Below are 22483 nucleotides of genomic sequence, written 5' to 3'. Positions count from 1 at the left end.
CCGCCGTCACGGCTTGACGGCGCGGTATTCGGGCAGCGTGAGTGCCTGGACCAGGTTGTTGCCCAGGCGCATCCACAGCCGCCCGCTGTCATCCACGGAGCAGGACAGGCTGCTGGAGACCTCGTAGCGGAACAGCTCGCCCTTTTCGGCGGTGTCCACCGCGATGATCTCCTGGGGCATGGTGGGCAGGCCGGAGGAACCCGGGGCCGGGCCGGCCAGGATGTAGAACTCGGAGCTGGTGGCGCGGCCCATCTGGACCTGGAGGATCAGCAACTGGCCGGACGCGTCCACGGAGGTGCCGCCCTTGTTGGCGACGAGGCCGTTTTCGCTGTCCAGGAACCAGACGCGCTGCAGGCCCACGATGGCCAGCCGCGAGCCCGCCGCATAGGGGAACACGCCCTGGATCTCCACGGGGAAGAATTGCGAATCCCACTTGTGCGCCGAGCCCTCGCAGCCGTCCTGTGCGGTCAGGCACGCCTGCACGCGCGCCTGGTTGTTGTTGAAGGGGAAGGAGATGTAGATGACCGAGCCGTCGGTGTTGAACGCAGTGAGCGGGGGATGCTCCACCGCGCCCGTGAACTGCAGAATGGTGCGCTCATCCACCGTGGAGGGGGCTCCCCCCCCCGTCTTGGTCGCGTCGACCGTGACCACCACCAGCTCCACCAGGAGCCCGGTCGACACCTGGGGCACGCGCACGATGGGGATGAGGACCTTCTCGGCCACCTGCTTCGCCGGCCCCACGGGCGCCCACGGCTGCTGGTAGGTCCACTGGAAGGTGCCGCCCGTCGCAGTGTGCTGGAGCCGCGACACGGTAGGACCGTCACTCACGAGCGCGTCGCCGTTGCTCATGACGGACAGGTTCTTCAGTTTGTAGGACGGCGCCGTCTTGCCCGAGACGACGAAGTTCGAGTCCACGGCGATCGCGCCGAAGCCCGGGGTCCACACCCAGCGCTTGTTGCTGGTCGGATTCAGTTCGGTGACGACCGTGGCCGCGCTGCAGGGGATCTGCATCTCCAGGGAGTTTCTCACCACGCCCGCCGAGTCCACGCGGTAGAGCGTGCCGGTGCCGGTCGTGGTGATGCCGCACCCGATGAAGGCGACGTTCGTGCCGCTGCCCTCGGCGGTGAAGAAGTCCGTCACCACCTGGCCGTTGGGATCCGGATCCTTGATGACCTTCGTCACCGGCAGGAACGTGGCCGGCTGAGGCTGGGACGAGTTCGTCCGGCCGTCCGCGCACGTCGCCCGCGCGTTGAGCGACAGGCTGACGGCGAGCCCGCGGGTGTACTTGATCTCATTCTGGGCCAGCTCGAAGTCCATGGACCCGCTGGTGTAGGGCACGGTCTTCAGGAACGTGTCCCGGTCGTAGATGTCCACCCGCGACACGGAGTCACACCCGGACACGATGACCCGCACCGTCAGCGACGGGGCCGCCGTGTTCGGCTGCGGCACGGTGAGTGTCACCGTCGGCGGGTCCGGAATGGGAGCCGGCTTCTCACCACCACAGGCGGCGAACACGGAAGCACAGAGGGTCAGCAAGGCCAGGAAGGCCCGCGGCGCGAACGGGCGCGAAGGGACGGAGTGCATGGTTTCGCACTCTACCGCGCTCCCTCGGGAAGCGGGCGGGGCCACGTCCCAGGGCCCTTCCCCCGGAGTCCTGATCGAGAGAACCCCTGAAAATCCCCGCCCGGCGCCTGCCCGCCCGCCCAGCCGCCAACCGGACGGGAAGGGTGGTGTTGGAAGAAAGTGACAGCCTGACTGTTTTCGTGGGATTCCACCCCTACAAGGGGGTGGGCGGGCGGTTTCCGGTCATCGGACCATCACGCGCGTGCGGGATTCCGGAGGAAGAACACCGGTCCGGGGTATACGTCGCGCGCCTTTTCCCACCCCTCTCGCTTGAGGAGAGCCCTGTTCATCTGCTGGCCCGCGGACGGGTTAGACGGCATGATCCGGAATCGACCATGACCTCTTTCGCACCCAACGGGTTTCCGCGACGTCGTTCCCTGTCTGGGCGGGGCGGAGGCGCGCCGTGAGGATCGAGATGTTGTCGTCTGAGCAGCGGGGGCGGGTGCTGGTGCTCGCGGCGAAGGCCGCGGGTGACGCGCTGGTGGAGCGGCTCACGGCGAGTGGCTACCAGTGCGCCTCCACGGAACGGGAGACCGGGCTGGCGGAGATGGTGGATCAGCTCCAGCCGGAGGTGGTGCTCCTGGCGGTGACGGCCAAGCGGGCGGCGGAGCTGCTGGAGACGGTGCGCAAGACGGACAAGCTCCAGCGCCTGCCGGTGCTGGTGGATCAGGGCCGCGCGCGCTCGGCGGAGGCCTTCAAGCGGCTGGCGGTGGACGACTTCGTGCGTGGCGCGGATGAGCTGGTGCCCCGGCTGGAGTCCGCCCTGCGCGCCTGGAGGCTCAAGGAGCGCGAGGAGCGCATCCGGATGCGCATGGGGATGCTGCTCGAAATCACCCAGGCGGCCACCAGCTCGCTGGAGCTGGAGGAGATCCTCCGCATCGCGGTGGAGAAGGTCGGCCAGGTGACGGGCACGGACCGCTGCTCCGTGGTGCTGGTGGAGGGCAGCCACGCGCGCACGGCCACGGTCGTCGCGACGCAGGAGGACCCCAGCCTCGTCCAGCTGGACATCGAGGTGGCGCGCTACCCGGAGCTGCGCCGCGCGCTGGAGACGCGGCAGCCCGTCCTGATTGAAGAGGCGCAGCGCGACCCGCTGATGGCGGAGGTGCGCACGTCGCTGTTGCCGCAAGGCGTGAAGTCCATCCTGGTGCAGCCGCTCATCTGCCAGGACGACCTGCTGGGCGCGCTCTTCCTGCGCGTGTCCAAGGGCGAGGCGTCCATCGGGCGCGACGAGCAGGAGTTCGCGGAGGCGGTGGCGGGTGTGCTCGCCAACTCCATCCGCAACGCGCGCCTGCACACGGCGGTGAAGAAGAAGCGCGAGGACCTGGAGCTGGCGTACGTGGAGCGCTACCGCGAGCTCAACGACGCGAACCGCCGCCTGAAGGAGCTCAACCGCCTCAAGGATGAGATCATCGCGGTGTGCAGCCACGACCTGCGCGCGCCGCTCCAGGTGCTCCTGGGGCACGGCCGGCTGCTGTTGGAAGGGCCGCTGGAGACGCAGCAGAAGCAGTCCGCGGAGGCGATGATCCGCCAGGGCCGGAAGATCCTCACCCTGGTCGAGTCCCTGCTGGAGAAGGGCAAGGGCGAGGCGGCGCGTCTCTCCATCGAGCCCCGCGTGCTGGACGTGGCGCAGCTGTGCCGCGACGCCGTGGCGGAGCTGGAGATCCTCGCGGCGGAGAAGGCCGTGTCGCTGCGCTCCGAGTGCCCCGACAGCCTGATGCTGATTGGCGACGAGGTGAAGCTGCACGAGGTGCTGCAGAACCTCATCAGCAATGCCATCCAGCACGCCAGCGACCCGGGCGTGGTGGTGGTGCGCACGCAGCGGCTGTCGCGGCCGGACGGCGACGCGGTGCGGGTGATGGTGAGCGACAACGGGGTGGGCATTCCCCCGGACGAGCTGCACCTCGTCTTCGACCGGTACCGTCACGGGCCCAAGGGCACGGGGCTGGGGCTGGCCATCTGCAAGGAGTTCGTGGAGCTGCACGGCGGTGAAATCTGGGCGGAGAGCCCGGCCGACGGCGGCTGCACCTTCGTCTTCACGCTGCCCCTGGCGCAGGAGGCCGCGCGCAACCCCCGGCCGCAGCCCGCGCCCGGCGCCGCGCCCGAGCAGCCGCGCGTGCTGGTGGTGGAGGACGAGCCCGAAATCGCGGCGGTGCTGTCGGAGGTGCTGCGCTCGAAGTACCGCGTGGAGGTGGCGCGCGACGGCGCGGAGGGCCTGGCGAAGGCGCGCGCTTCACGGCCGGACCTGGTGGTGATGGACGTGTTCCTGCCCAAGCTGGACGGTCTGGACGCGGCCATGGCGCTCAAGTCCTCGTCGGACACGGCGCACATCCCGGTCATCCTCCTGTCCGCCCACCAGGGCGTGGCCGACAAGGTCCGCGCGCTCAACCTGGGCGCGGTGGACTACATGGCCAAGCCCTTCAACGCGGTGGAGCTGCTCAACCGCACCGAGCGCGCGCTCAAGCTGCGCCAGGGCGACAAGGAACAGCAGGACAAGACGAACTCGCTGCAGCGGCGCACCGGCAGCGATCCGGCGACGGGCCTGCTCGACCGCCGCGGCCTGCTCCTGCGCTTGGAGCAGGAGGTGGCCCGCAGCCGGCGCTACCACCGCGCCCTCACGCTGGCGGTGCTGCGTCCGGACCGCGAGCTGGACGTCATGCCGCCCAACATGGCGGAGGTGATGCGCAAGCGCGTGCGCCACCCGGACTCCATCTCCCATCTGGGGCTGGGCGTCTTCGCGGTGGTGCTGCCCGAGTGCAACGCGGACGCGGCGCGCACGGTCATCAACCGCCTGATGCCGGACGTGGAGCAGGTGACCTCCATCGAGTACCGGGCCGCCATGGCGGACGTCAGCCAGGACAGCGATCCGGTGGAGAAGCTGCTGGAGAAGCTGGGGGCGCCCCCGCCCGAGGTCCACTAGCCCGCGTGCGCCCGCTCCCGCTCCTCAGCCGTGCCGCCGTGATGTGCCTCGCGCTGGCCGCCGGGGGTTCGGGGGCCGCGCCCGCGAGGAAGGCTCCGGCCCCGCACGTCGACCGCGAGGCGATGCGCGAGGCCATGGATGCGAGCAGCCGCGACGACGAGCCGTCCGCGTCGTCCGCCAGCTACGCGCACTACCTCCAGGCGCGGCTGATGCACCTGGAGGGCAACCACCGGGCCTCGGTGGACGAGCTGCGGCTGGCGCTCGCCACCGACGACGGCAACCCGACCCTCCTCACCCAGTTGGGCGAGGAGTACGCTCGCCTGGGCGACCTGGAGCGCGCCGAGCGCGAGCTGCGCCGGGCCGTGGAGAAGGCCCCCACGCACTACGCCGCCCACGTGCTCCTGGGCCGGGTGTTGCTGGAGTCCGGCCGCACGGCGCGCGCGAAGCAGCACCTGCGCCGCGCGGTGGCCCTGCGCCCTCGCGAACCGGAGGCGTACCTCGTCCTGTCGCAGCTGTACCTGGACGCGAAGGACCCCGACGAGGCGGTGAAGGTCGTGGAGTCGCTGGCCCACGCGCTGCCCGGAGAGGCCTCCGGCTACCGGCGGCTGGGGCTCGTCCTGGCCGAGCGCGGCGACGCGGCCCGCGCGGAGCGCCTGCTCGCGAAGGCCTCCGAGCGCGACCCGGGCGACGTGGAGGTGTGGTCCACGCTGGCCCGGCTCTACGAGGACTCCGGCAAGCCGAGGGATGCGGAGGACGCGCTGGCCCGCGCGCTGGAGGCGGATCCGGACAGCCGTGAGGTGCTGCTGTCCGCGGGCCGTGCCGCGCTGAAGGGCGGGTCGGTGACCCGGGCGCGGGCGTACTTCGACCGGCTGCTGTCGCTCTCCGCGTCGCCGGAGCTCGCCGTGCGCGTGGCCTTCAACTACCTGGCCTCCGGAGAGTCCGCCGCCGCGAAGGAGGTGCTGGACGCCGCGCGCAAGGACGCGCCGGACGAGCCCCGGCTGGCGTACTACGCGGGGCTCGTCGCGGAGCGCACGCGCCGCTTCTCCATCGCGGCCGCGGACTTCGCGGGCGTGCCCCCGGACTCGGAGGTGTTCCCCGACGCCCGAGTGCGCCAGGCCCGCTGCTTGTCGCTGGCGGGAGACCATCCGCGCGCGCTGGCGCTCTACCGCGCGGCCATGTCGGAAGCGCCTGACGACGTGGAGGTGCGCGTCGGCTACGCCCGGGCGCTGGAGCGCGGCGGGGACGCGGCGCGAGCGGAAGGCGTGCTGCGCGAGGTGCTGGCGGGGGAGGGCGGGGCGCTGGCGTACGACGCGCTGGCCATCCTGCTGGAGCGCCAGGGCCGGGCTCCGGACGCGCTCGCGCTCTTGAGGGACGCCGTCGCGAAGGCGCCGAGGAACCAGGACCTGCAGTTCGCCCTGGGCACCCTGCTGGAGCGCCAGGGCGACGTACCGGGGGCGCTGTCGCGCATGCGGGCGGTGCTCGCGCTGAAGCCGGACCATTCCGCCGCGCTGAACTTCATGGGCTACGTGATGGCGCAGCGGGGCCGGGGCCTGGACGAGGCGGAGCGGCTGGTGCGCCGCGCGCTGGCGCTCCGGCCGGACAACGGGGCCTACGTGGACTCGCTGGGGTGGGTGCTCTTCCAGCGCGGCGACGCGAAGAAGGCCGTGGAGGTCCTGGAGCGCGCGGTGGAGCTGTCCCCGGACGACCCCGCCATCCTGGAGCACCTGGGGGACGCGTACCTCAAGGCGGGCCGCGCCCCGGAGGCCGTCCGGACCTGGCAGCGCGCGCTGGAGGTGCTGACGCTGGAGCCGGAGGCCGCCGAGCCCGCGGACCAGCGCACCACCCTGGAGCGCAAGTTGAAGGCGCTACCCTCGACCGCGCCGGGCCGCTAAGGTCCCGGGCTCATGGCCCGCCACGACGAAGGCTTCTTCACCGGGAAGGACAACACCCGGCTGTTCTGGACGCTGGACCTGCCGGACACGGCTCCCCGCGCGCACGTCGCCATCGTCCACGGCTACGGCGACCACATCGGCCGCTACCGGCCCGTCATCGACGCGCTGGTGCAGGACGGCTTCGCCGTGCACGGCTTCGACTACCGGGGCCACGGCCGCGCGGACGGCCGGCGCGCCTACGCCGCGAAGTGGACCGAGTTCCTCGACGACCTGGACGGCTTCTGGCAGCGCGTGCGCAAGGCCGCGGGCAACGAGAAGATCTTCCTGCTCGCCCACAGCCACGGCGGCCTGATGGCGGCGCACGCCCTGGCCGGGAGGCTGGAGGGCCTCTCCGGCGCCATCCTCTCCGCGCCCTACCTCAAGCTGGCCATCACCCCGCCGGCCGCGAAGGTGCTCGCCGCGCGCATGGTGGGCACCCTGGTGCCGTGGATGAAGGTCCCCTCGGGCCTGGCCCCGGACATGCTCAGCACCGACCCGGACATCCAGAAGGCGGTCGGGGCGGACCCGCTCTACGTGCCCTTCGCCACGCCTCGCTGGTTCGTGGAGTCCACGGCCGCCCAGGCCCAGACGCTCGGGCTGGCGCCGAAGATTCAAGTGCCGCTGTTCGTGCTGTGCGGCCAGGAGGACGGGGTGGCGCTGCCGGCGGCGGCGCGGGCCTTCTTCGAAGCGGCGGGGACGGCGGACAAGAAGTTCAAGGAGTACCCCGGCATGCGGCACGAGCCGCTCAACGAGCGGGACCGCGCGACGGTGTTCCAGGACATCTCCGGCTGGATCTCCGCGCATCTCTGACATAATCAGGTCGCCCCGCTCCCGACGGAGCAGGCGCTGGCGAGGATCACCTCATGGCACAGGGTGAAACGGGCATCATTGGCAAGGGCATCGTCATCAGGGGCAACCTCACGGGCGGAGGGGACCTGGTCATCGAAGGACGCGTGGAGGGGCAGATCGCCCTGAAGAACCACCTCACCATCGAAGGCACCGGCAAGGTGCAGGCGGACATCCGCGCCGAGGAACTGACCATCAACGGCGAGGCGAGCGGCAACATCGACGCCTCCACGCGCGTGGCCATCAACGCCTCGGCGAAGGTCGCGGGCGACATCAAGGCCCCGCGGGTCGTCATCGAGGATGGCGCCGTGTTCAACGGCTCCATCGAGATGGACGTGAAGTTGCCGGACGACATCTAGCATCCACCGGGGACCGACCCACGGCCCCCCATGCGCACAGCTTCGAGAAGGCGGACACACTCATGGCGAATACGATCATTGGCTCGAGCATCGTCATCGACGGGGAGATCTCCGGGGACGAGGACCTGGTCATCCAGGGCACCGTGAAGGGGAAGATCTCCCTCAAGGAGAGCCTCTACGTGGAGGGCTCGGGCGTCGTCGAGGCGGACATCGAGACGCAGAACGTGGAGATCGCCGGCCGCGTGACGGGCAACATCGCCGCCAGCGACAAGGTCGAGCTGAAGACGGACTGCCGCGTGGTGGGCGACATCAAGGCCCCGCGCATCCTCATCGCCGACGGTGCCTCCTTCAAGGGCAACGTCGACATGGACATGAAGGAGCGCTGATCCGTGGCGACCGCGAAGGATCTTGCAGGCAACTCCGTCGACAACACCGTGGTGGGGCCTTCCATCCTCATCAGCGGTCGGCTCACGGGTGACGAGGACCTCACGGTCCGCGGGCGCGTCGAGGGTGAGCTCACCCTCAGCCGCACCCTCATCGTGGAGCCGTCCGGCGTGGTGAAGGCCAACGTGGCGGTGCGAAACGCCATCGTCAGCGGCGTGGTGGTGGGCAACATCAACGCCACGGAGAGCGTGGAACTCACCCGCGAGGGCCGCATGGTGGGCGACATCCGCGCCCCCCGCGTCATCATCGTGGACGGGGCCAGCTTCCGCGGCCGCGTGGACATGGGAGACGTGGAACCGGGCCGGCTGCCGTCCGAACGCCCCGCCGTGGCCCGCCCCCAGGCGGTGACGCGCCCCACGGTGCGTCCGGGCGCCACCCCGCCGCGTCCTCCGACGCCGCCGGCCGCCCCGCCGCGCGCCGCCCCGACGCCGCCCCCGCCTCCCGCGCGCACGCAGCCCGCGTCGGCGCCGGCCACCGTCGTGGCCCGTCCGTCGGCCAAGCCGCTGCCGCCGCCCCCGCCGCCCGCCGCGACCACGACCCGGGCTCCGGAGCCTCCGCGTCCGGTAGTCACTGAGCAGGCGAGCAGTGCCGGCGCGCCCCTTACCCGCGTGATGGGTGCTGGCGCGAAGAAGAAGGTCGTGGTGAAGAAGTCCCGTTAGAGCCCGCCCGCCGCGCCGTCGTTTCCGGCGGCGCGGGGGTGGAACAACCGGGGGTGCCACCATGGACGCCGAGCACAGGGCCGAGGGACAGGAAGGGATGCCGGGCACGCCTGGGGAGAACGCAATGCCGTCCCAGCAGGAGGGAGCGGCTGACGCGTCCGCGCCGAAGCACGGCGAGGGCGCGAGTGGAGACGTGCCGCCGGAAGGTGCCCCCCAGGCTGAAGCGGGTGGGGCGCAGACCGACCTGCCCGGAGAGGGTGGGCAGGCCACCGCGAGCGCGACCGAGGCCAGCACGGCCGCCGGAGCGTCCGGTGAACCGGAGGCACGTACCGAGGGCGGCGAGTCGCCGAGCCGCACCGGAGAGGAGGCTCCCACCGGGGACGCCGCGACGCCGGGCGGAGCTTCCGCTCACGGTGGCGAACCGGAAGGAGCAGGTGCGACCGGGCAGGGCGAGGGCACCAGTCCCCCGGCGGACGCGGAGGCCTCTGCCGGCCCCGGCCGCTACGTGGAGCTGTCCTCGGGTGAGAGCGTCCAGGACGCCTCTGGCACGGGCAGCGACGGTGGCGGCGAGGCGAAGGACGTGGTGGCGGAGCCGCCCTCCGGTCCGGTATCGGGCGCGGACGACGCGCTGCTGAGCGCCGGCATCTGGGACGTGGCGAGCCGTGCGAGCCAGGAGGACGCGGGCTCCGGCGAAAGTTCGGAACAGGGCGCCAACGATGGCGCGGCGACTTCGGAAGGGGAGCCCCACGCGCAGGCCATCGAGCCGCGCGTGATGGGACAGGTGACGTCGATGGTGTTGCCGCTGGAGCGATTGGAGGAGGACACCACCTTCCGCCTGCGGGACGAGGGCGACGTGTCCGAGCTGGCGACGGACCTGGCGCGCCTGGGCCAGCTGTTCCCGGTGGACGTGCGCCCGCGCGGCGAGGAGCGCTATCAGCTCATCTGCGGCTTCCGGCGCGTGGCGGCGCTGCGCTTCCTCAAGCGCGACCAGGTCCAGGTGCGCGTGCACGAGGAGCTGTCCGACGAGGACGCGCTCCTGTTGTCCCTGGCGGAGGCCATCCACGCCTCGCCGGTGGAGCACGACGTGCTGGAGGCCAAGCGCGAGTCGCTGGAGGCCGAAGGCCGGCTGACGGCGCCGGTGCGCGACATGCTGGAGAAGGCGCTCGCCACCGAGGAGACGCTGGCTCCGGAGGGCGTCGAGGAGGAGATCGACGCGGACGAGCTGGCGGTGGACGTCGCGCAGCGCATGGGCGCCCTCAACCAGGACCTCTCGCTGCTCGCGGACGTGTTCGCCGCGCTGGACGAATCGCGCAAGGCGGAGCTGCTGATGCAGCTGCGCTACTCGGCGCAGCTGGTGGCGTACCTGGAGGGTCTGTAGGCCATGGCGGAAACGCTCGAACGCGACCGCGCCCGGCTCCTGGAGGTGCTCACGCAGCGCTCCTTCGAGCGCAGGCGCGTGGTGCTCTCCTCCGGCAAGGAGTCGGATTTCTACATCGACTGCAAGCGCACGGCGCTGCTCGCCGAGGGCCACTACCTCATCGGCCGGCTGCTGCTGGAGGCCATCCGGCGCGACGCTCCGTCCGCGGTGGCCGCGGGCGGGCTGACGCTGGGCGCGGATCCGCTCGCGTCGGCGGTGAGCCTCACCAGCTTCCTGGAGGGCGGCGGCCAGAAGTCCCTGCACGCGTTCATCGTGCGCAAGGAGCCCAAGGGCCACGGCACCGGCCAGTGGATTGAAGGCCTGTCCGCGCTGGGCCCCGGCGCCCCGGTGGCCATCGTGGAGGACGTGGTGACCACCGGTGCGTCCACGCTCAAGGCGATTGAGCGCGCGAAGCTGGAGGGCCTGACGGTGCTGGGCGCCTTCGCGCTGGTGGACCGGCTGGAGGGCGGACGCGAGGCCGTGGAAGCCACCGGCCACCGCCTCACCACGCTGTTCACGCGCAAGGACTTCATCCCGTGAGAAGGCTGCTGGTGGCCGCGGTGCTGCTGGGCGCGCTGGGCGGCTGCTCCACCGCGCCCCCCGTCGTCGGTGAGCCCGCGCCCACGCTGGATGACCCCAAGCAGGAGGCCGCCTACCTCGCGGTGTTGGACCGGTACTCGGACCGCAAGGAGATCTACGACGGCTTCGACACGCGCGTCTTCGCGGGGGCCACGTTCCAGACGCCCGCCTTCCGCGAGGCCCGTGTCCACCGCCGCGCCATCTTCCAGACGCTGCCCGCCGCGAAGGTGGAGCAGCTCCTGTCGGAGGAACAGGCGGACGCGGCGAAGTTCCACGAGTTCTACCTGGCGGTGCACGTCAACGACTACCGCTACGACGACTTCGCCCACCGCAACAGCATCTGGCGGATCGCGCTGGTGACGCCCGCGGGCGAAATCACGCCCATGGAGATCCGCCGCCTGGGCCGGGCGGACCTCAACGTGCGCGCCTACTACCCGTACGCCAGCCTCTTCTGGGTGGGCTACCGCGTGCGCTTCCCCAAGACGTTCGCGGACGGCCAGCCCGTCATCCCGGATGGCACCGAGAAGGTGATGCTCCGCGTCGCCTCGTCGCTGGGGAACGCGGAGCTGAAGGTCCACGCGCGCTGAACGCGGCGGGGACGGCCCTCAGGTCTGCTGGCCGTCCTTCAGCCACTTCGACGTGAGCGGCATCGTGGGTCCCGCGAGCAGGCGGTCCAGGAGCGCGTCCGGCGAGGCATTCACCGCGAAGGGCACGCCCTGCGTCTCCGGGACGAAGCCCGCCTCCACCATCTGTTTCGCCATCGCGAGCAGCGGCTGGAAGAAGCCGTCCACGTCCAACAGGCCCATGGGCTTGCGGTGCAGGCCCAGCTGCGCCCAGGTGACGATTTCGAAGAGCTCGTCCAGCGTGCCGAAGCCGCCGGGCAGGGCGACGAAGGCGTCCGCGCGCTCGGCCATCATCGCCTTGCGCGAGTGCATGGAGTCCACCCGGTGCAGCTCCGTCAGCCGCGGGTGGGCCAGCTCCTTCGCGTCCATGAAGTGGGGCAGCACGCCCACGGTCTTGCCGCCGTTGGCGATGACCGCGTCCGCCACCGCGCCCATCAACCCCACGCTGGCGCCGCCGTAGACGAGCGTCAGGCCCCGCTTCGCCAGCGCGGCCCCCATCCTGGACGCGGCCTCGCGGTACTCGGCGCGCACGCCGGAGCGCGAGCCACAGAAGACGCAGACGCTGCGCACGGGGGTTTCAGCCATCGTCAAAGGCCTCCAAGGCGCCCGGGATGGGCGGCGACCACGGCCAGCGCCGCGGCGATGAACAGCAGGACGGGGATGGCGCGCGAGTAGAACTTCGGGCCCATGCGCAGCGCCATGCCGCAGGGCAGGCCGAAGACGAAGCCGCCCAGGTGCCCCGCCCAGCTCACCCCGGGCAGCACGCTGATGACCGCCACCTGCAGGAGCCAGAAGAGATGCTCCCGGCGGCCCTGCTGGTTGAGGATGGGCAGCATCGCGCCGCCCCAGCCGAGAATCATTCCGGACGCGCCCACCGTCACGATGTCGAAGTTGAAGAAGAGCGCGAACGCGGAGCCGCCCAGCGCGGTGACGAGCGACAGCCCCAGGAACCTCAGGCTTCCAATGCCGCGCTCCAGCGACGCGCCCAGCGAATAGACGGCGGCCATGTTGAAGAACAGGTGCATCGCGCCGCCGTGCTCGAACACCATGCCCAGCAGGCGCCAGTACTCGCCGTCGCGAACCCACGGCCCGTAGAGCGCCAGCGGCCCCACGATGCCGTAGTTCGTCCTGTCGACGATGAGCGGCCGGCCCAGTGACTGGCTGAGGAAGAACATCACCACCGCGCCCGCGATGATGGCGAAGCTGACGTAGGGCGTGGGCAGCGCGGGCCGGGGCTGCTGCGGGCCAGGGGGCGGTCCGTCCCCGCCCTGTCCACGTGGCGCGTTGTCCTGCGTGTCTCCCAGCCCGGAGGGGCCGGGGAGGTCATCCAGCATGCGGCGCGGACGGGACATGGGTGCTCACAGCTCCCGGGAGAGGACGGTGTCGCGCGTGCCCTGGTGCTCGTCCGTGTGGGGATAGTCCAGGGTGTAGTGCAGGCCCCGGCTCTCCTTGCGGCGGCTCGCGCAGTCCACGATGAGGTGCGCCACCTCCGCGATGTTGCGCAGCTCGATGACGTCGCGGGTGACCTTGAAGCGCCAGTAGTAGTCGCGGATCTCCTCGCGCAGCAGCTCCAGCCGCCGCCGCGCGCGCATCAGCCGCTTGTCCGTGCGGACGATGCCCACGTAGTTCCACATCAGCCGGCGGATCTCATCCCAGTTGTGGGTGACGACCACGCTCTCGTCGGAGTCCACCGCGCTGCCGGAGTCCCAGGCTGGCGGGTCCTCCTTCGGCAGCGTCAGCGACGCCAGCTCCTCCGACGCCACCTGCACCGCGCGGTGGCCGAACACCAGGCCCTCCAGCAGCGAGTTGGACGCGAGCCGGTTCGCGCCATGCAGGCCCGTGCAGGACACCTCGCCGATGGCGTAGAGGCCCGGGATGTTGGTGCGCCCGTGCAGGTCCGTCACCACGCCGCCGCACTGGTAGTGGGCCGCGGGCACCACTGGGATGGGCTGCACCGCCATGTCGATGTTGAAGGCCTTGCAGGTGGCGTAGATGTTGGGGAAGCGCTCGGTGAGGAACGCGCGGCCCAGGTGCGTCATGTCCAGGTAGACGCAGTCGTTGCCCGTGCGCTTGAGCTCCGCGTCGATGGCGCGCGCCACCACGTCGCGCGGGGCCAGATCCCTCATGGGGTGGTAGCGGTCCATGAACGTCTGGCCGCCCTTGAGCCGCAGCTTGCCGCCCTCGCCGCGCAGCGCTTCGCTGATCAGGAAGCTCTTGGCCTCCGGGTGGAAGAGGCACGTGGGGTGGAACTGGTAGAACTCCATGTTCGCCACGCGCGCGCCCGCGCGGTACGCCATGGCCACGCCGTCACCCGTCGCGACGTCCGGGTTGGACGTGTAGAGGTACACCTTGCCCGCGCCGCCGGTGGCCAGCACCGTCACCTTGGAGAGGAAACGCTCGATGGAGCCGTCCTCCATCAGCGCGTACGTGCCCAGGCACCGGCTGCCGGCCGGGGTATGCGGACGCCGGTCCAGGATGAGGTCGATGGCGGCCGTGTTCTGGAAGAAGGTGATGTTGGGCTGCTCGTCGCACGCGGCCAGCAGCGCCCGCTGCACCTCGCGGCCGGTGATGTCGCCCGCGTGGATGATCCGGCGGGCGGAATGGCCACCCTCGCGCGTGAGGTCGAACTCGCCGCTCCGCTGGTCGAACGCCGCGCCCAGCGCCACCAGCTCCTTGAGGCGCGCGGGGCCCTCCCGCACCGTCACCTCCACCGCGTCGCGGTGGCACAGGCCCGCACCCGCGACGAGCGTGTCATCGATGTGCGAGTCGAAGGTGTCCGTGGGGGACAACACTCCGGCGATGCCCCCCTGGGCGTAGGCGGTGTTGCCTTCGCCGCGCTCACGCTTGGTGAGCACGGCGACCGTGCCGTGCCGGGCCGCCTGCAGGGCGAACGACAGTCCGGCCACGCCGCCGCCCATGACCAGGAAATCGAACCGATGGGGCATGGCCAACAGCCTTAATGGCGGTAAGTGCTGGAAACAAGGCGTTTTCTTGAGGACTTTCCGGGCGTTGTCTAAGGTTTCGCACCGCCGCCATGCGTGTCCTGACCGCCCTCGTCGTCCTGCTGACCGCCGCCCTCCCGGCCGCCGCCTCGGACGGTATCTACAGCTACGTGGAGAAGGACGGCACCATCGTCTACACGAACGTGCCGCCCGGAGGCGCGCGCAAGGCCCGCAAGCTGTCCGGGACCTTCACGCCCGCGCCGGCCAAGTCCGCGCCCGTGCGGGGCCGCTCGCGGACGCCCGCGGAGCTGGATCCGCACATCACCACCGCGGCGCTGCGCTATCGCATCCCGCCGGCGCTGGTGCGCGCCATCATGCACACGGAGAGCAACTTCAACCCGAACGCGCTCAGCCACAAGGGCGCCAGCGGGTTGATGCAGCTCATGCCGGGCACCGCGTCGGACATGTACGTGAAGGACATCTTCGACTCGAAGGAAAACATCGAGGGCGGCGTGCGGTACCTGCGCGTGCTGGCCAACATGTTCGACGGCGACATGGTGAAGATGGTCGCCGCGTACAACGCCGGGCCTGACGCGGTGAAGAAGTACGGAGGCCAGGTGCCGCCGTACGCCGAGACGCAGGAATACGTGCGCAAGGTCCTCCAGCTCTACCAACACTACAAGGAGCGCGAGCGGCTCGCCCAGGCCGAGGCCAGCAGCCGTGAGCCCACACCCGAGAATGACGACGCGCACGAAGGGGACGAAGCCACCGGGCCCCGCTGACGAGGAGTTCCTGCAGCAGCTCCATCGCGGGAGCGAGCTGCTGGGCGCCGGCAAGGTCACCGAAGCGAAGGACTTCCTGGAGCGTGCGCACCAGCTCCAGCCGCGCCACGAGAAGGCCCAGAACCTCCTGGGCCTGACGTATTTCAAGCTGGGCCTCTTCGACCGCGCCGCCGACCTGTACGAGATGCTCGTGCGGGACAACCCGGTGGACCCCACGCTGCGGGTGAACCTGGGGCTCGTCTACCTGAAGACGAACGCGCTCCAGCGCGCGGCGCGCGAGTTCGAGACCGCCACCGACCTGGCCCCGGACCACAAGAAGGCCCACAACTACCTGGGCCTGACCTTCGCCCAGATGGGCGAGTACGGCCGCGCGCGCGAGCACTTCCTGCTGTCCGGCAGCGACGCCATGGCGGAGAAGATGTCGCGCGCCATCGCTGGCGAGGTCTACAGCCGTCCGCCCGCGGCCCCCGCGCCGGCCCGTCCGCGCGAGGAGGAGGAGCCCGCCACCGCCGCGCCGCCCGCGACCACGTCTGCTTCTGGCGAGAGCGACTGGGGAGCCCAGTTCGGTCTGGATGAGGCGCCCCGCGCTCCTCGCACCCCCGCCGCGCCGCCGCCCCAGGCCGCCGCGAAGGCACCGGACGATGACCTGCTCTTCGCGGAGGAAGAGGGCCCGCCCGCTCCCACGGACGACCACGCCTTCACCTCGCGCGCCGCGACCCAGGTCCAGGAGGATGAGGACCCCAGCCTCGCCGCTGGCGCGAGCACCTTCGAGGAAGACGCGGAGCTCGCCGCCACCACGGACGCGGACACCTCCGGGGCCGACGTCGAGGTCGCCGACGAGCTGCCCCCCACGCCGGTGTCGGAGGAGATCGAGGTCTCCGAGGAGCCGCCCGTCCTCGCGTCCGACCTGGAGTCGGAGCCCGGCGACGCCTTCGCGGAGACCTTCGCCGCGCTGGCCACGAGCGAGCCGCCGGAAGCGACCCGGCCCGCCGCGCCGGTTCAGCTGACCCGCTCCGCCGAGCCGCCTTCCTCGACTGACGCCGGAGCGGGCGCGAATCCGCCCGTGCTCACCGCGTGGGTGCCCTCGGTGGCGCTGCCGGGCGCGGCGCCGGGCCAGCCCTTCACCCAGGGCGCGTCCGCCATGGCGCTCGCGGTGGAGGGCGAGCTGCTCACGCGCCTGGAGGGGCTGATCGCCGTGCGCGGCCAGGTCACCTTCCAGCCGGAGATGAAGCGCTTCCGGGGCCGGGCCACGGACAAGCCCTTTGGCGAGGGCGACCAGTCCATGGTGCGCGCCCGGGGGCAGGGGACGCTGCACCTGGAGCCCGTGTCCGGGCGGCAGTGGGTCGCTGTCTCCCTGGACGACGAGTCCGTCTACCTGCGCGACGCGTGCGTCTTCGCCTTCGAGGAGCCCGTCGTCTTCGAGAACGGCCGCGTGCCGTCGGACCTGGCCCAGGACCTGGACCTGGTGCACCTGCGCGGGCAGGGGCGGGTGCTGCTCAGCCTGACGGGTCCGCTGCGCTCGGTGCCGGTGGCCATGGACCAGCCGGTGATGGTGCCCCTCACGCACCTGGTGGGCTGGGTGGGCAACCTCACGCCCCGCGTGGTGCCGCTCGTGACCTCCGCTGGCGGGGAGACACTGAAGGCGGCGGTGGAGCTGGGCGGTGAAGGATTTGCCCTCATCGCACTCGGGGTCCGGTAGAACGCGCGCCCATGGCCACCGAGCGAGCCCTCAGGAAGCAGCGCAAGCGCGAGGAGCGGGCCCGCCGCCGCGCGTCCCGCCGTCCCAGCATCCTGGTGCAGGAGTTCTGGAACCTGCCCAACATGCTGACGCTGGGGCGCATCCTCCTCATCCCCGTGTTCGTCTGGCTCACCTACGACGCGGATCCCCTGCACTCGCTGGTGGCCGCCCTGGTGTTCGCGCTGGCCGCCATCACCGACGTGATTGACGGCTACCTGGCCCGCCGCTGGAACCTCATCACCGTGGTGGGCAAGTTCATGGATCCGCTGGCGGACAAGCTCATCGCCATGGCCGCCCTGGTGATGATGGTGCGCCTGGGCCGCATCGCCGCCTGGGTCGTCATCGTGCTCCTGGCCCGCGAGTTCATCGTCACCGGCCTGCGCACCATCGCCGCCAGTGAAGGCATGGTCATCGCCGCGGGGCAGGAGGGGAAGTGGAAGACGTCCCTCCAGCTGGTGGGGATCATCTCCCTGTGCGTCCACTACGTGCACCCGCTGGACGTGGGCTTCCGCGTCGTCACCGTGGACTACAACCAGGTGGGCAAGGTGCTGGTGTACCTGTCGGGTGCGTTCTCCGTGTGGAGCGCCGTCGTCTACTTTCGCGCGTTCCTCAACATGCTTGCCCGCCGGGGCAGCACGGATCCGGATGCGAAAAGTGTTTGACGTGTCCGAAGGGCCTCTGTATATCGCACCCCACCTCCGGCGCGGCACCAACCGGGTGGCAAGCAACACAGCGGTACCTGATGCGGGAATAGCTCAGCGGTAGAGCATCGCCTTGCCAAGGCGAGGGTCGAGGGTTCAAATCCCTTTTCCCGCTCCAAACGAAGCACGCAGCACCGCAGTACCTGATGCGGGAATAGCTCAGCGGTAGAGCATCGCCTTGCCAAGGCGAGGGTCGAGGGTTCAAATCCCTTTTCCCGCTCCAATCAAAGGCCCTCTGGGAAACCAGGGGGCCTTTTTCTTTTCCCAGACGTCCTCACGGAGGGTCGCGAGGGCTGCCAGCCAGACGGGCTTTCGCGTGGATGGCTGGAGTCCCGTGCCTGACACCTTCCGGGGGCTTGAGGTATGGATGGCGCCGCATGCTTCGCAACCTCCGTGAGCTCTACCTGTACCGGGGCCTCCTGCTCAGCCTGACCCAGCGCGAGCTGAAGGCGCGGTACCGGAACTCGGTGCTCGGCTTCTTCTGGACGTTCCTCAACCCGATGCTCCAGATGGGCGTCTACTCGCTGCTGTTCACCGTCTACATGCGGCAGAACATCCCCGGGTACACGTTCTTCGTCTTCGTGGGGTTGCTCCCATGGATCTGGTTCGCCACGTCCCTGGGGACCGGCGCCAGCGCCATCAGTGACCGGCGCGACCTGCTCACCAAGGTGCGCTTCCCCGCGCAGGTGCTGCCGGCCACGGTGGTGGTGACCAACCTGTGCAACTACGTGCTGTCCCTGCCGCTGATGGTGGCGCTGGGGCTGCTCCTGGGCTACGTGCCCACCTGGCACGTGGTGGCCTTCCCGGTGGTGATGCTCACCCAGCTGTGCATGACGGTGGCGCTCGTCTACATCGTGTCCGCGCTCAACGTGACGTTCCGGGACCTGCAGCAGATCATCGCCAACCTGCTGACGATGTGGTTCTTCGTCACGCCGGTGTTCTACCGGGTGGACTCGCTGCCAGAGGCGGTCCGGGCGCCGGTCGTGCTGCTCAACCCCATGGGGGTGATGGTGACGTCCTACCAGGCCATCTTCTACGAACACCAGCTGCCGCAGCCCGGCCCGCTCCTGATGTGGTTGGGCATTTCCCTGGCGCTGCTGTGGATCGCGGCGGGCATCTTCGAGCGCCGCCGCGAGGACTTCGCGGAGTTCATATGACCAGTGCCATCGCGTCTCCGGACGCCATCGTGCTCCGCAACGTGGTGAAGCGCTTCCGGAAGAGCACCATCCGGCGCGAGTACACCACCATCAAGTCGGAGCTCATCCGCCTCCTTCGCGGCCAGCGCGACACGGACGGCAGGTCCATGATCGAAGCGCTCCGGGGCATTGACCTGGTGGTGCCCCGCGGCAAGACGGTGGGCATCATCGGGCGCAACGGCTCCGGCAAGAGCACGCTGCTCAAGCTCATCACCGGCATCTACACGCCCACCACGGGCACCATCGACATCAACGGGCGCATCAGCGCGCTGTTGGACCTGGGCGCGGGCTTCCACCCGGACTTCTCCGGCCGGGAGAACATCCTCATCAACGGCATCATCCTGGGGATGTCGCGCGCGGAGGTGAAGGCGCGCATGGATGAGATCATCGCCTTCAGCGAGCTGGGCGACTTCATCGACGAGCCGGTGCGCACCTACTCCAGCGGCATGTACATGCGCCTGGCGTTCTCCGTGGCCACGCACGTGGACCCGGACATCCTCATCATCGACGAGATCCTCGCCGTCGGTGACGAGCACTTCGGCAAGAAGAGCCTGGCGAAGATGACGGAGTTCAAGCGGGCCGGGAAGACCATCGTCATCGTCACCCACGACCTGGGGACGCTGGAGCGCTGGTGCGACCTGGGCGCGTGGATCGACGCCGGGCGCATCCGCGAGTTCGGCCCGCCCGCGGACGTCATCCGCAGCTACCGCCGCGCGGTGGCGCTGGCGGAGGAGCGCGGCATGTCCATGGAGTCGCCCGCGCTGGCGTCGGACGGCGGTGCGCTGCCGTCGCTGGCGGCGTCCCAGGGCGAACCGTCCCCGCTCACCGTGGACGCGGTGCGGCTGCGGGGCCGGGACGGCGGGGCGGTGGAGTGCGTGGACACGGAGGACGGCCTGGAGCTGAGCGTGGCGTACACCGCGCGCACGCCCGCGCCGGAGCTGGGCCTGGGGCTGGAGCTCACCCGGGCGGACGGGGTGCTGGTTCACGCCACGGACACGTTCGCGGAGGACGTGCCCTTCTGCGCGGCGGCGGCCGGCAGCGGGACGGTGCGCTTCGTGGTGGACCGGCTGGGCCTCACCGCGGGGCGCTACGCGTTCACGGTGGTGGTGCGCGACCGGGCGGGGCAGGTGCGGGAGAAGCGTGAGGAGGCGTGCACCTTCGAGGTGCGCTCCAGCGTGCAGGACGGAGGCGTGACGCGGCCTCCTCACCGGTGGATCGTGGAGGGCGCCGCGGCTCGCGTGGCGCCAGTGCGAGACGTCGGATCGTGAGCGGCCCTGCTTCGGCGAACGGGGGGGGGCCGGGCATCTGGCTGGGCATCGTGCTTTACCGGAACCCGGAGCGGGAGCTGGAGCGGCTGTGGGAGTCGCTCCGGTGGAACCGCGAGGCCCCGGGTGCGCCCGCGTTCCGGGTCGTCTGGCTGGACAACTCGCCGGACGACACGCTGCGCGCGCGGGTGGCGCGGCTGGACGCGGACGCGGACTACCGGCACGCCGGGAGGAACCTGGGCTTCGGGGCCGCGCACAACCGGATGATGGCGGAGGCCTTCGGCTCGGGCGGGGCGCGGTACTACGTCTGCGTGAACCCGGACGGGCTGCTGCATCCGGACTGCGTGCGGGAGCTGGCGCGGGAGGCGGATCAGCGGGCGGACACGGGGCTGGTGGAGGCCCGGCTGTTCCCGGACGAGCACCCCAAGCCGTACCATCCGTCGACGGGTGAGACGCCCTGGTGCAGCGGCTGCGTGCTGCTGATGACGAAGAAGCTGCACGCGCGGGTGGGTGGCTTCGACGAGCGCTTCTTCATGTACTGCGAGGACGTGGACCTGTCGTGGCGAGCGAGGGCGTCCGGGCTGTCCATCCGGGTGGCGCCCGCCGCGCTGGTGCACCACTACACCGTCACCCGGGAGGAGAGCCCCGTGCGCGAGCGGATGGTCCGCCGCAGCGCGGCCCTGCTCGGGGCGAAGTACGGGGACGCGGCCTTCATGAACGCCCGCCTGCGGGAGTACGCGCTGCTGGGCGGCGAGCCGTTCCAGACGCCCGACATCCTCAAGCCCGGGCGGCGGTTCTCGGGCATCGCGGACTTCCGGCACCACCTGGAGTTCGCTCGGAGGCGCTGGTGAACGCTCTGTCCGAAGAGGTGCCCCCGTCCGCCGCGTCCGAGCGGTGGGTGGCGCTGGTGCTGTCGCGTGCGCGCGCGGGCGCGGCGGTGTGCCTGGTGGGCGCGTCGCCAGCGCTGGCGGAGGCCCTGCGGGCGCGGGGCGGCTCCGTGCGGGAGCTGCCGGGGCCGGAGTGGAAGCGGGGCAAGGGCCCCGCGCCGGCGCTGGTGGTGCTGGAGGGCGACGCGGTCGAGCGGGTGCTGGAGGCGGGGCTGGAGGCGCTGCGGCGCGAGGCGCCGGGGGCGGAGCTGGTGTTCAGCCTGCGCAACGCAGGCTCGGCGCGGGCGCTGATGGGCGCGCTGACGGGGGAAGCGCCGGTGCGCGCGGGGCTCTCCGAACAGCGGATGCTGCGGCGGCTGGCCGAGGCGGGCTACCGCGTGGCGCACCGCGAGGTGGTGCCGTGCGCGCCCGGGGGCACGGCGCTGGCGGAGGACACCGCGCAGGCGCTGCGGGCGCTGCTGGCCCAACTGTCGCCGTCCACGCAGGTGGAAGAGGGGCTCTACGTCGCGGTGCCGGACGGGCCCGTGCGCGCACCGGTGGCGGGGCTGCTGAGCGTCGTCGTCACGGTGGAGCCGGGGACGCGGGACGCGGCGCTCGACGAGACCCTCTTCGCGCTGGCTTGTCAGGAGCAGCAGCCGCTGGAGCTGTTGCTCGCGGCGCCCGAAGGTGTGGACCTGTCCGCCGCGGAGGCGGCGCTGGAGCGCTACGGCAGGCTGGGGTCGTTCCAGGCGCGCACCGTACGCGCGCCCTCGGGGGCCCTGTACGCGGAGGCCATGCGCGAGGTCCGGGGACAGTACCTGGCGTTCGTGGATGCTCGGTGCGTGGTGTACCCGCGTCACTTCGTGGAGTTGGTGCGCGCGCTCCAGACGGGCCGTGAGGCCTGGGCTTTGGCGCGGGCGTTCCGCACCGAGTGGGCGTCCGGGGAGGGGACCCCGCCCTATGTGCGCGCGAAGGTGCCGTTCCCTCTGGGCGAGCGGCTGGAGGTGGAGCAGTTGGTGCTCCACCCGGAGCTCGTCCACGCGATGGTCATCGACCGTAGTCGCATCGGGCCCTTCCCGGTGGCGATGGAGTCGGGACTCGAGGACCTGCCCGCGCGGATGGGGGCGCTGTTTCCTCCGGTGTTCGTGGGTGGCATTGCCTCGTGCGAGGTGCGGGGGCCGCGCGAGCCGCCGGCCGTCGCCGTGGCTCCGGGGACCTGGCTGGTGCGCCCCCTGGAGGCCTGGGTGGACGCAGTGGCGCGGATCCGCGACGAGACGCTCCAGGCCCGGGAGTTCCGCCACCGGGTGGTGGATGCACTGAACGCCCGCGTGCATGGCATCCCCTGGGTCCACGGCACGCTCAAGGCCCTGGCGAACCGGATCAAATCCGGCAACGGACGCTGAGACGATGGGCGCCGCCGGCAGTGACGGCCCTCGTGGCCCGCGAGAGACACCACGCGTCGAGGGTGTGACGTCGGGCCCTGCTGACCGGAAGCCCTCCTCTGCTGCGGAGGTCGCGACGTTGACCCCAGCCGACCGGAAACCATCCTCAGCTGCCGAGGTCGCGACGTTGGCGTCGACCGACCGGAAGCCATC

Annotated in this window: 20 protein-coding genes and 2 tRNA genes; 18 read left to right on the top strand and 4 right to left on the bottom strand. The window is 71.0% G+C overall.

The window, feature by feature from the left end; all coding sequences use genetic code 11:
* Positions 1 to 6 precede the first annotated feature (6 nt).
* A complete protein-coding gene (locus D7X30_RS25615) occupies positions 7 to 1584 on the bottom strand; it encodes a hypothetical protein (RefSeq protein ID WP_120565588.1) in 1578 nt (525 codons plus the stop codon).
* A gap of 457 nt (positions 1585 to 2041) precedes the next feature.
* On the opposite strand from D7X30_RS25615, the gene D7X30_RS25610 reads away from it, so the two are divergent.
* The 9 genes from D7X30_RS25610 to D7X30_RS25570 all read left to right on the top strand — a co-directional run bounded on the left by D7X30_RS25610 (position 2042) and on the right by D7X30_RS25570 (position 11362).
* Positions 2042 to 4540 (top strand): ATP-binding protein, encoded by a 2499-nt coding sequence (locus D7X30_RS25610; protein ID WP_120565706.1) that lies wholly within the window; start codon positions 2042 to 2044, stop codon positions 4538 to 4540.
* 5 nt (positions 4541 to 4545) lie between these two features.
* The gene (locus D7X30_RS25605; RefSeq protein WP_370051634.1) at positions 4546 to 6432 is read left to right on the top strand and encodes a tetratricopeptide repeat protein; all 1887 of its coding nucleotides are present in this window, start codon (positions 4546 to 4548) and stop codon (positions 6430 to 6432) included.
* A gap of 12 nt (positions 6433 to 6444) precedes the next feature.
* The gene (locus tag D7X30_RS25600; protein WP_120565587.1) at positions 6445 to 7281 is read left to right on the top strand and encodes an alpha/beta hydrolase; all 837 of its coding nucleotides are present in this window, start codon (positions 6445 to 6447) and stop codon (positions 7279 to 7281) included.
* Positions 7282 to 7334: 53 nt separating this feature from the next.
* Positions 7335 to 7676 carry a bactofilin BacN gene (gene bacN, locus D7X30_RS25595; RefSeq protein WP_120537550.1) on the top strand — a complete coding sequence of 114 codons (342 nt, stop codon included), beginning with the start codon at positions 7335 to 7337 and terminating at the stop codon, positions 7674 to 7676.
* A gap of 62 nt (positions 7677 to 7738) precedes the next feature.
* Positions 7739 to 8062 carry a polymer-forming cytoskeletal protein gene (locus D7X30_RS25590; RefSeq protein ID WP_120565586.1) on the top strand — a complete coding sequence of 108 codons (324 nt, stop codon included), beginning with the start codon at positions 7739 to 7741 and terminating at the stop codon, positions 8060 to 8062.
* Between the two features lie 3 nt (positions 8063 to 8065).
* Complete coding sequence (locus D7X30_RS25585; RefSeq protein ID WP_120565585.1) at positions 8066 to 8779, top strand: polymer-forming cytoskeletal protein; 714 nt, start codon at positions 8066 to 8068, stop codon at positions 8777 to 8779.
* Positions 8780 to 8903: 124 nt separating this feature from the next.
* A complete protein-coding gene (locus D7X30_RS25580; protein WP_120565584.1) occupies positions 8904 to 10157 on the top strand; it encodes a ParB/RepB/Spo0J family partition protein in 1254 nt (417 codons plus the stop codon).
* Positions 10158 to 10160: 3 nt separating this feature from the next.
* Positions 10161 to 10736, top strand: a complete 576-nt coding sequence (gene pyrE / locus D7X30_RS25575; protein WP_120565583.1) for an orotate phosphoribosyltransferase — start codon at positions 10161 to 10163, stop codon at positions 10734 to 10736.
* Entirely contained in the window at positions 10733 to 11362 is a 630-nt protein-coding gene (locus D7X30_RS25570) for a hypothetical protein (RefSeq protein ID WP_120565582.1), read from the top strand. The genes pyrE and D7X30_RS25570 overlap by 4 nt, the downstream gene beginning before the upstream one ends.
* 18 nt (positions 11363 to 11380) lie before the next feature.
* Here D7X30_RS25570 and D7X30_RS25565 read toward each other — a convergent pair whose 3' ends face one another.
* Genes D7X30_RS25565 through nadB form a run of 3 tightly spaced genes read right to left on the bottom strand, consistent with a single transcriptional unit; the run spans position 11381 to position 14343 of the window.
* Complete coding sequence (locus tag D7X30_RS25565; RefSeq protein WP_120565581.1) at positions 11381 to 11983, bottom strand: TIGR00730 family Rossman fold protein; 603 nt, start codon at positions 11981 to 11983, stop codon at positions 11381 to 11383.
* A 2-nt stretch (positions 11984 to 11985) separates the two neighbouring features.
* Positions 11986 to 12750: a rhomboid family intramembrane serine protease gene (locus D7X30_RS25560; protein ID WP_120565580.1), complete on the bottom strand. Its 765-nt coding sequence runs from the start codon at positions 12748 to 12750 to the stop codon at positions 11986 to 11988.
* Positions 12751 to 12756: 6 nt separating this feature from the next.
* A complete protein-coding gene (gene nadB, locus D7X30_RS25555) occupies positions 12757 to 14343 on the bottom strand; it encodes an L-aspartate oxidase (RefSeq protein ID WP_120565579.1) in 1587 nt (528 codons plus the stop codon).
* A gap of 89 nt (positions 14344 to 14432) precedes the next feature.
* Between nadB and D7X30_RS25550 the strand changes: the two genes are divergently transcribed.
* The 9 genes from D7X30_RS25550 to D7X30_RS25510 all read left to right on the top strand — a co-directional run bounded on the left by D7X30_RS25550 (position 14433) and on the right by D7X30_RS25510 (position 22291).
* On the top strand, positions 14433 to 15122 hold the full coding sequence (locus tag D7X30_RS25550) for a transglycosylase SLT domain-containing protein (RefSeq protein ID WP_120565578.1): 690 nt from the start codon (positions 14433 to 14435) through the stop codon (positions 15120 to 15122).
* On the top strand, positions 15079 to 16821 hold the full coding sequence (locus D7X30_RS25545; protein WP_120565577.1) for a tetratricopeptide repeat protein: 1743 nt from the start codon (positions 15079 to 15081) through the stop codon (positions 16819 to 16821). The genes D7X30_RS25550 and D7X30_RS25545 overlap by 44 nt, the downstream gene beginning before the upstream one ends.
* Positions 16822 to 16832: 11 nt before the next feature.
* Positions 16833 to 17522, top strand: coding sequence for a CDP-diacylglycerol--glycerol-3-phosphate 3-phosphatidyltransferase (gene pgsA / locus D7X30_RS25540; protein WP_120565576.1), 690 nt, complete (start codon positions 16833 to 16835; stop codon positions 17520 to 17522).
* Positions 17523 to 17604: 82 nt separating this feature from the next.
* Positions 17605 to 17679 (top strand) — tRNA-Gly (locus D7X30_RS25535).
* A gap of 30 nt (positions 17680 to 17709) precedes the next feature.
* Positions 17710 to 17784: transfer RNA gene (locus D7X30_RS25530), tRNA-Gly, on the top strand.
* Positions 17785 to 17938: 154 nt separating this feature from the next.
* Positions 17939 to 18718, top strand: a complete 780-nt coding sequence (locus D7X30_RS25525; RefSeq protein ID WP_158619371.1) for an ABC transporter permease — start codon at positions 17939 to 17941, stop codon at positions 18716 to 18718.
* The gene (locus D7X30_RS25520) at positions 18715 to 20025 is read left to right on the top strand and encodes an ABC transporter ATP-binding protein (RefSeq protein WP_120565574.1); all 1311 of its coding nucleotides are present in this window, start codon (positions 18715 to 18717) and stop codon (positions 20023 to 20025) included. The genes D7X30_RS25525 and D7X30_RS25520 overlap by 4 nt, the downstream gene beginning before the upstream one ends.
* Positions 20022 to 20873, top strand: coding sequence for a glycosyltransferase family 2 protein (locus D7X30_RS25515; RefSeq protein WP_120565573.1), 852 nt, complete (start codon positions 20022 to 20024; stop codon positions 20871 to 20873). Before D7X30_RS25520 ends, D7X30_RS25515 begins: the two co-directional genes overlap by 4 nt.
* Positions 20870 to 22291, top strand: coding sequence for a hypothetical protein (locus D7X30_RS25510; protein ID WP_120565572.1), 1422 nt, complete (start codon positions 20870 to 20872; stop codon positions 22289 to 22291). The genes D7X30_RS25515 and D7X30_RS25510 overlap by 4 nt, the downstream gene beginning before the upstream one ends.
* Positions 22292 to 22483 lie beyond the last annotated feature (192 nt).

It is taken from the genome of Corallococcus sp. AB011P (genome assembly GCF_003611605.1).
GTDB classification, from domain to species: domain Bacteria; phylum Myxococcota; class Myxococcia; order Myxococcales; family Myxococcaceae; genus Corallococcus; species Corallococcus coralloides.
This window is presented reverse-complemented; position numbering and strand designations above follow the sequence as displayed.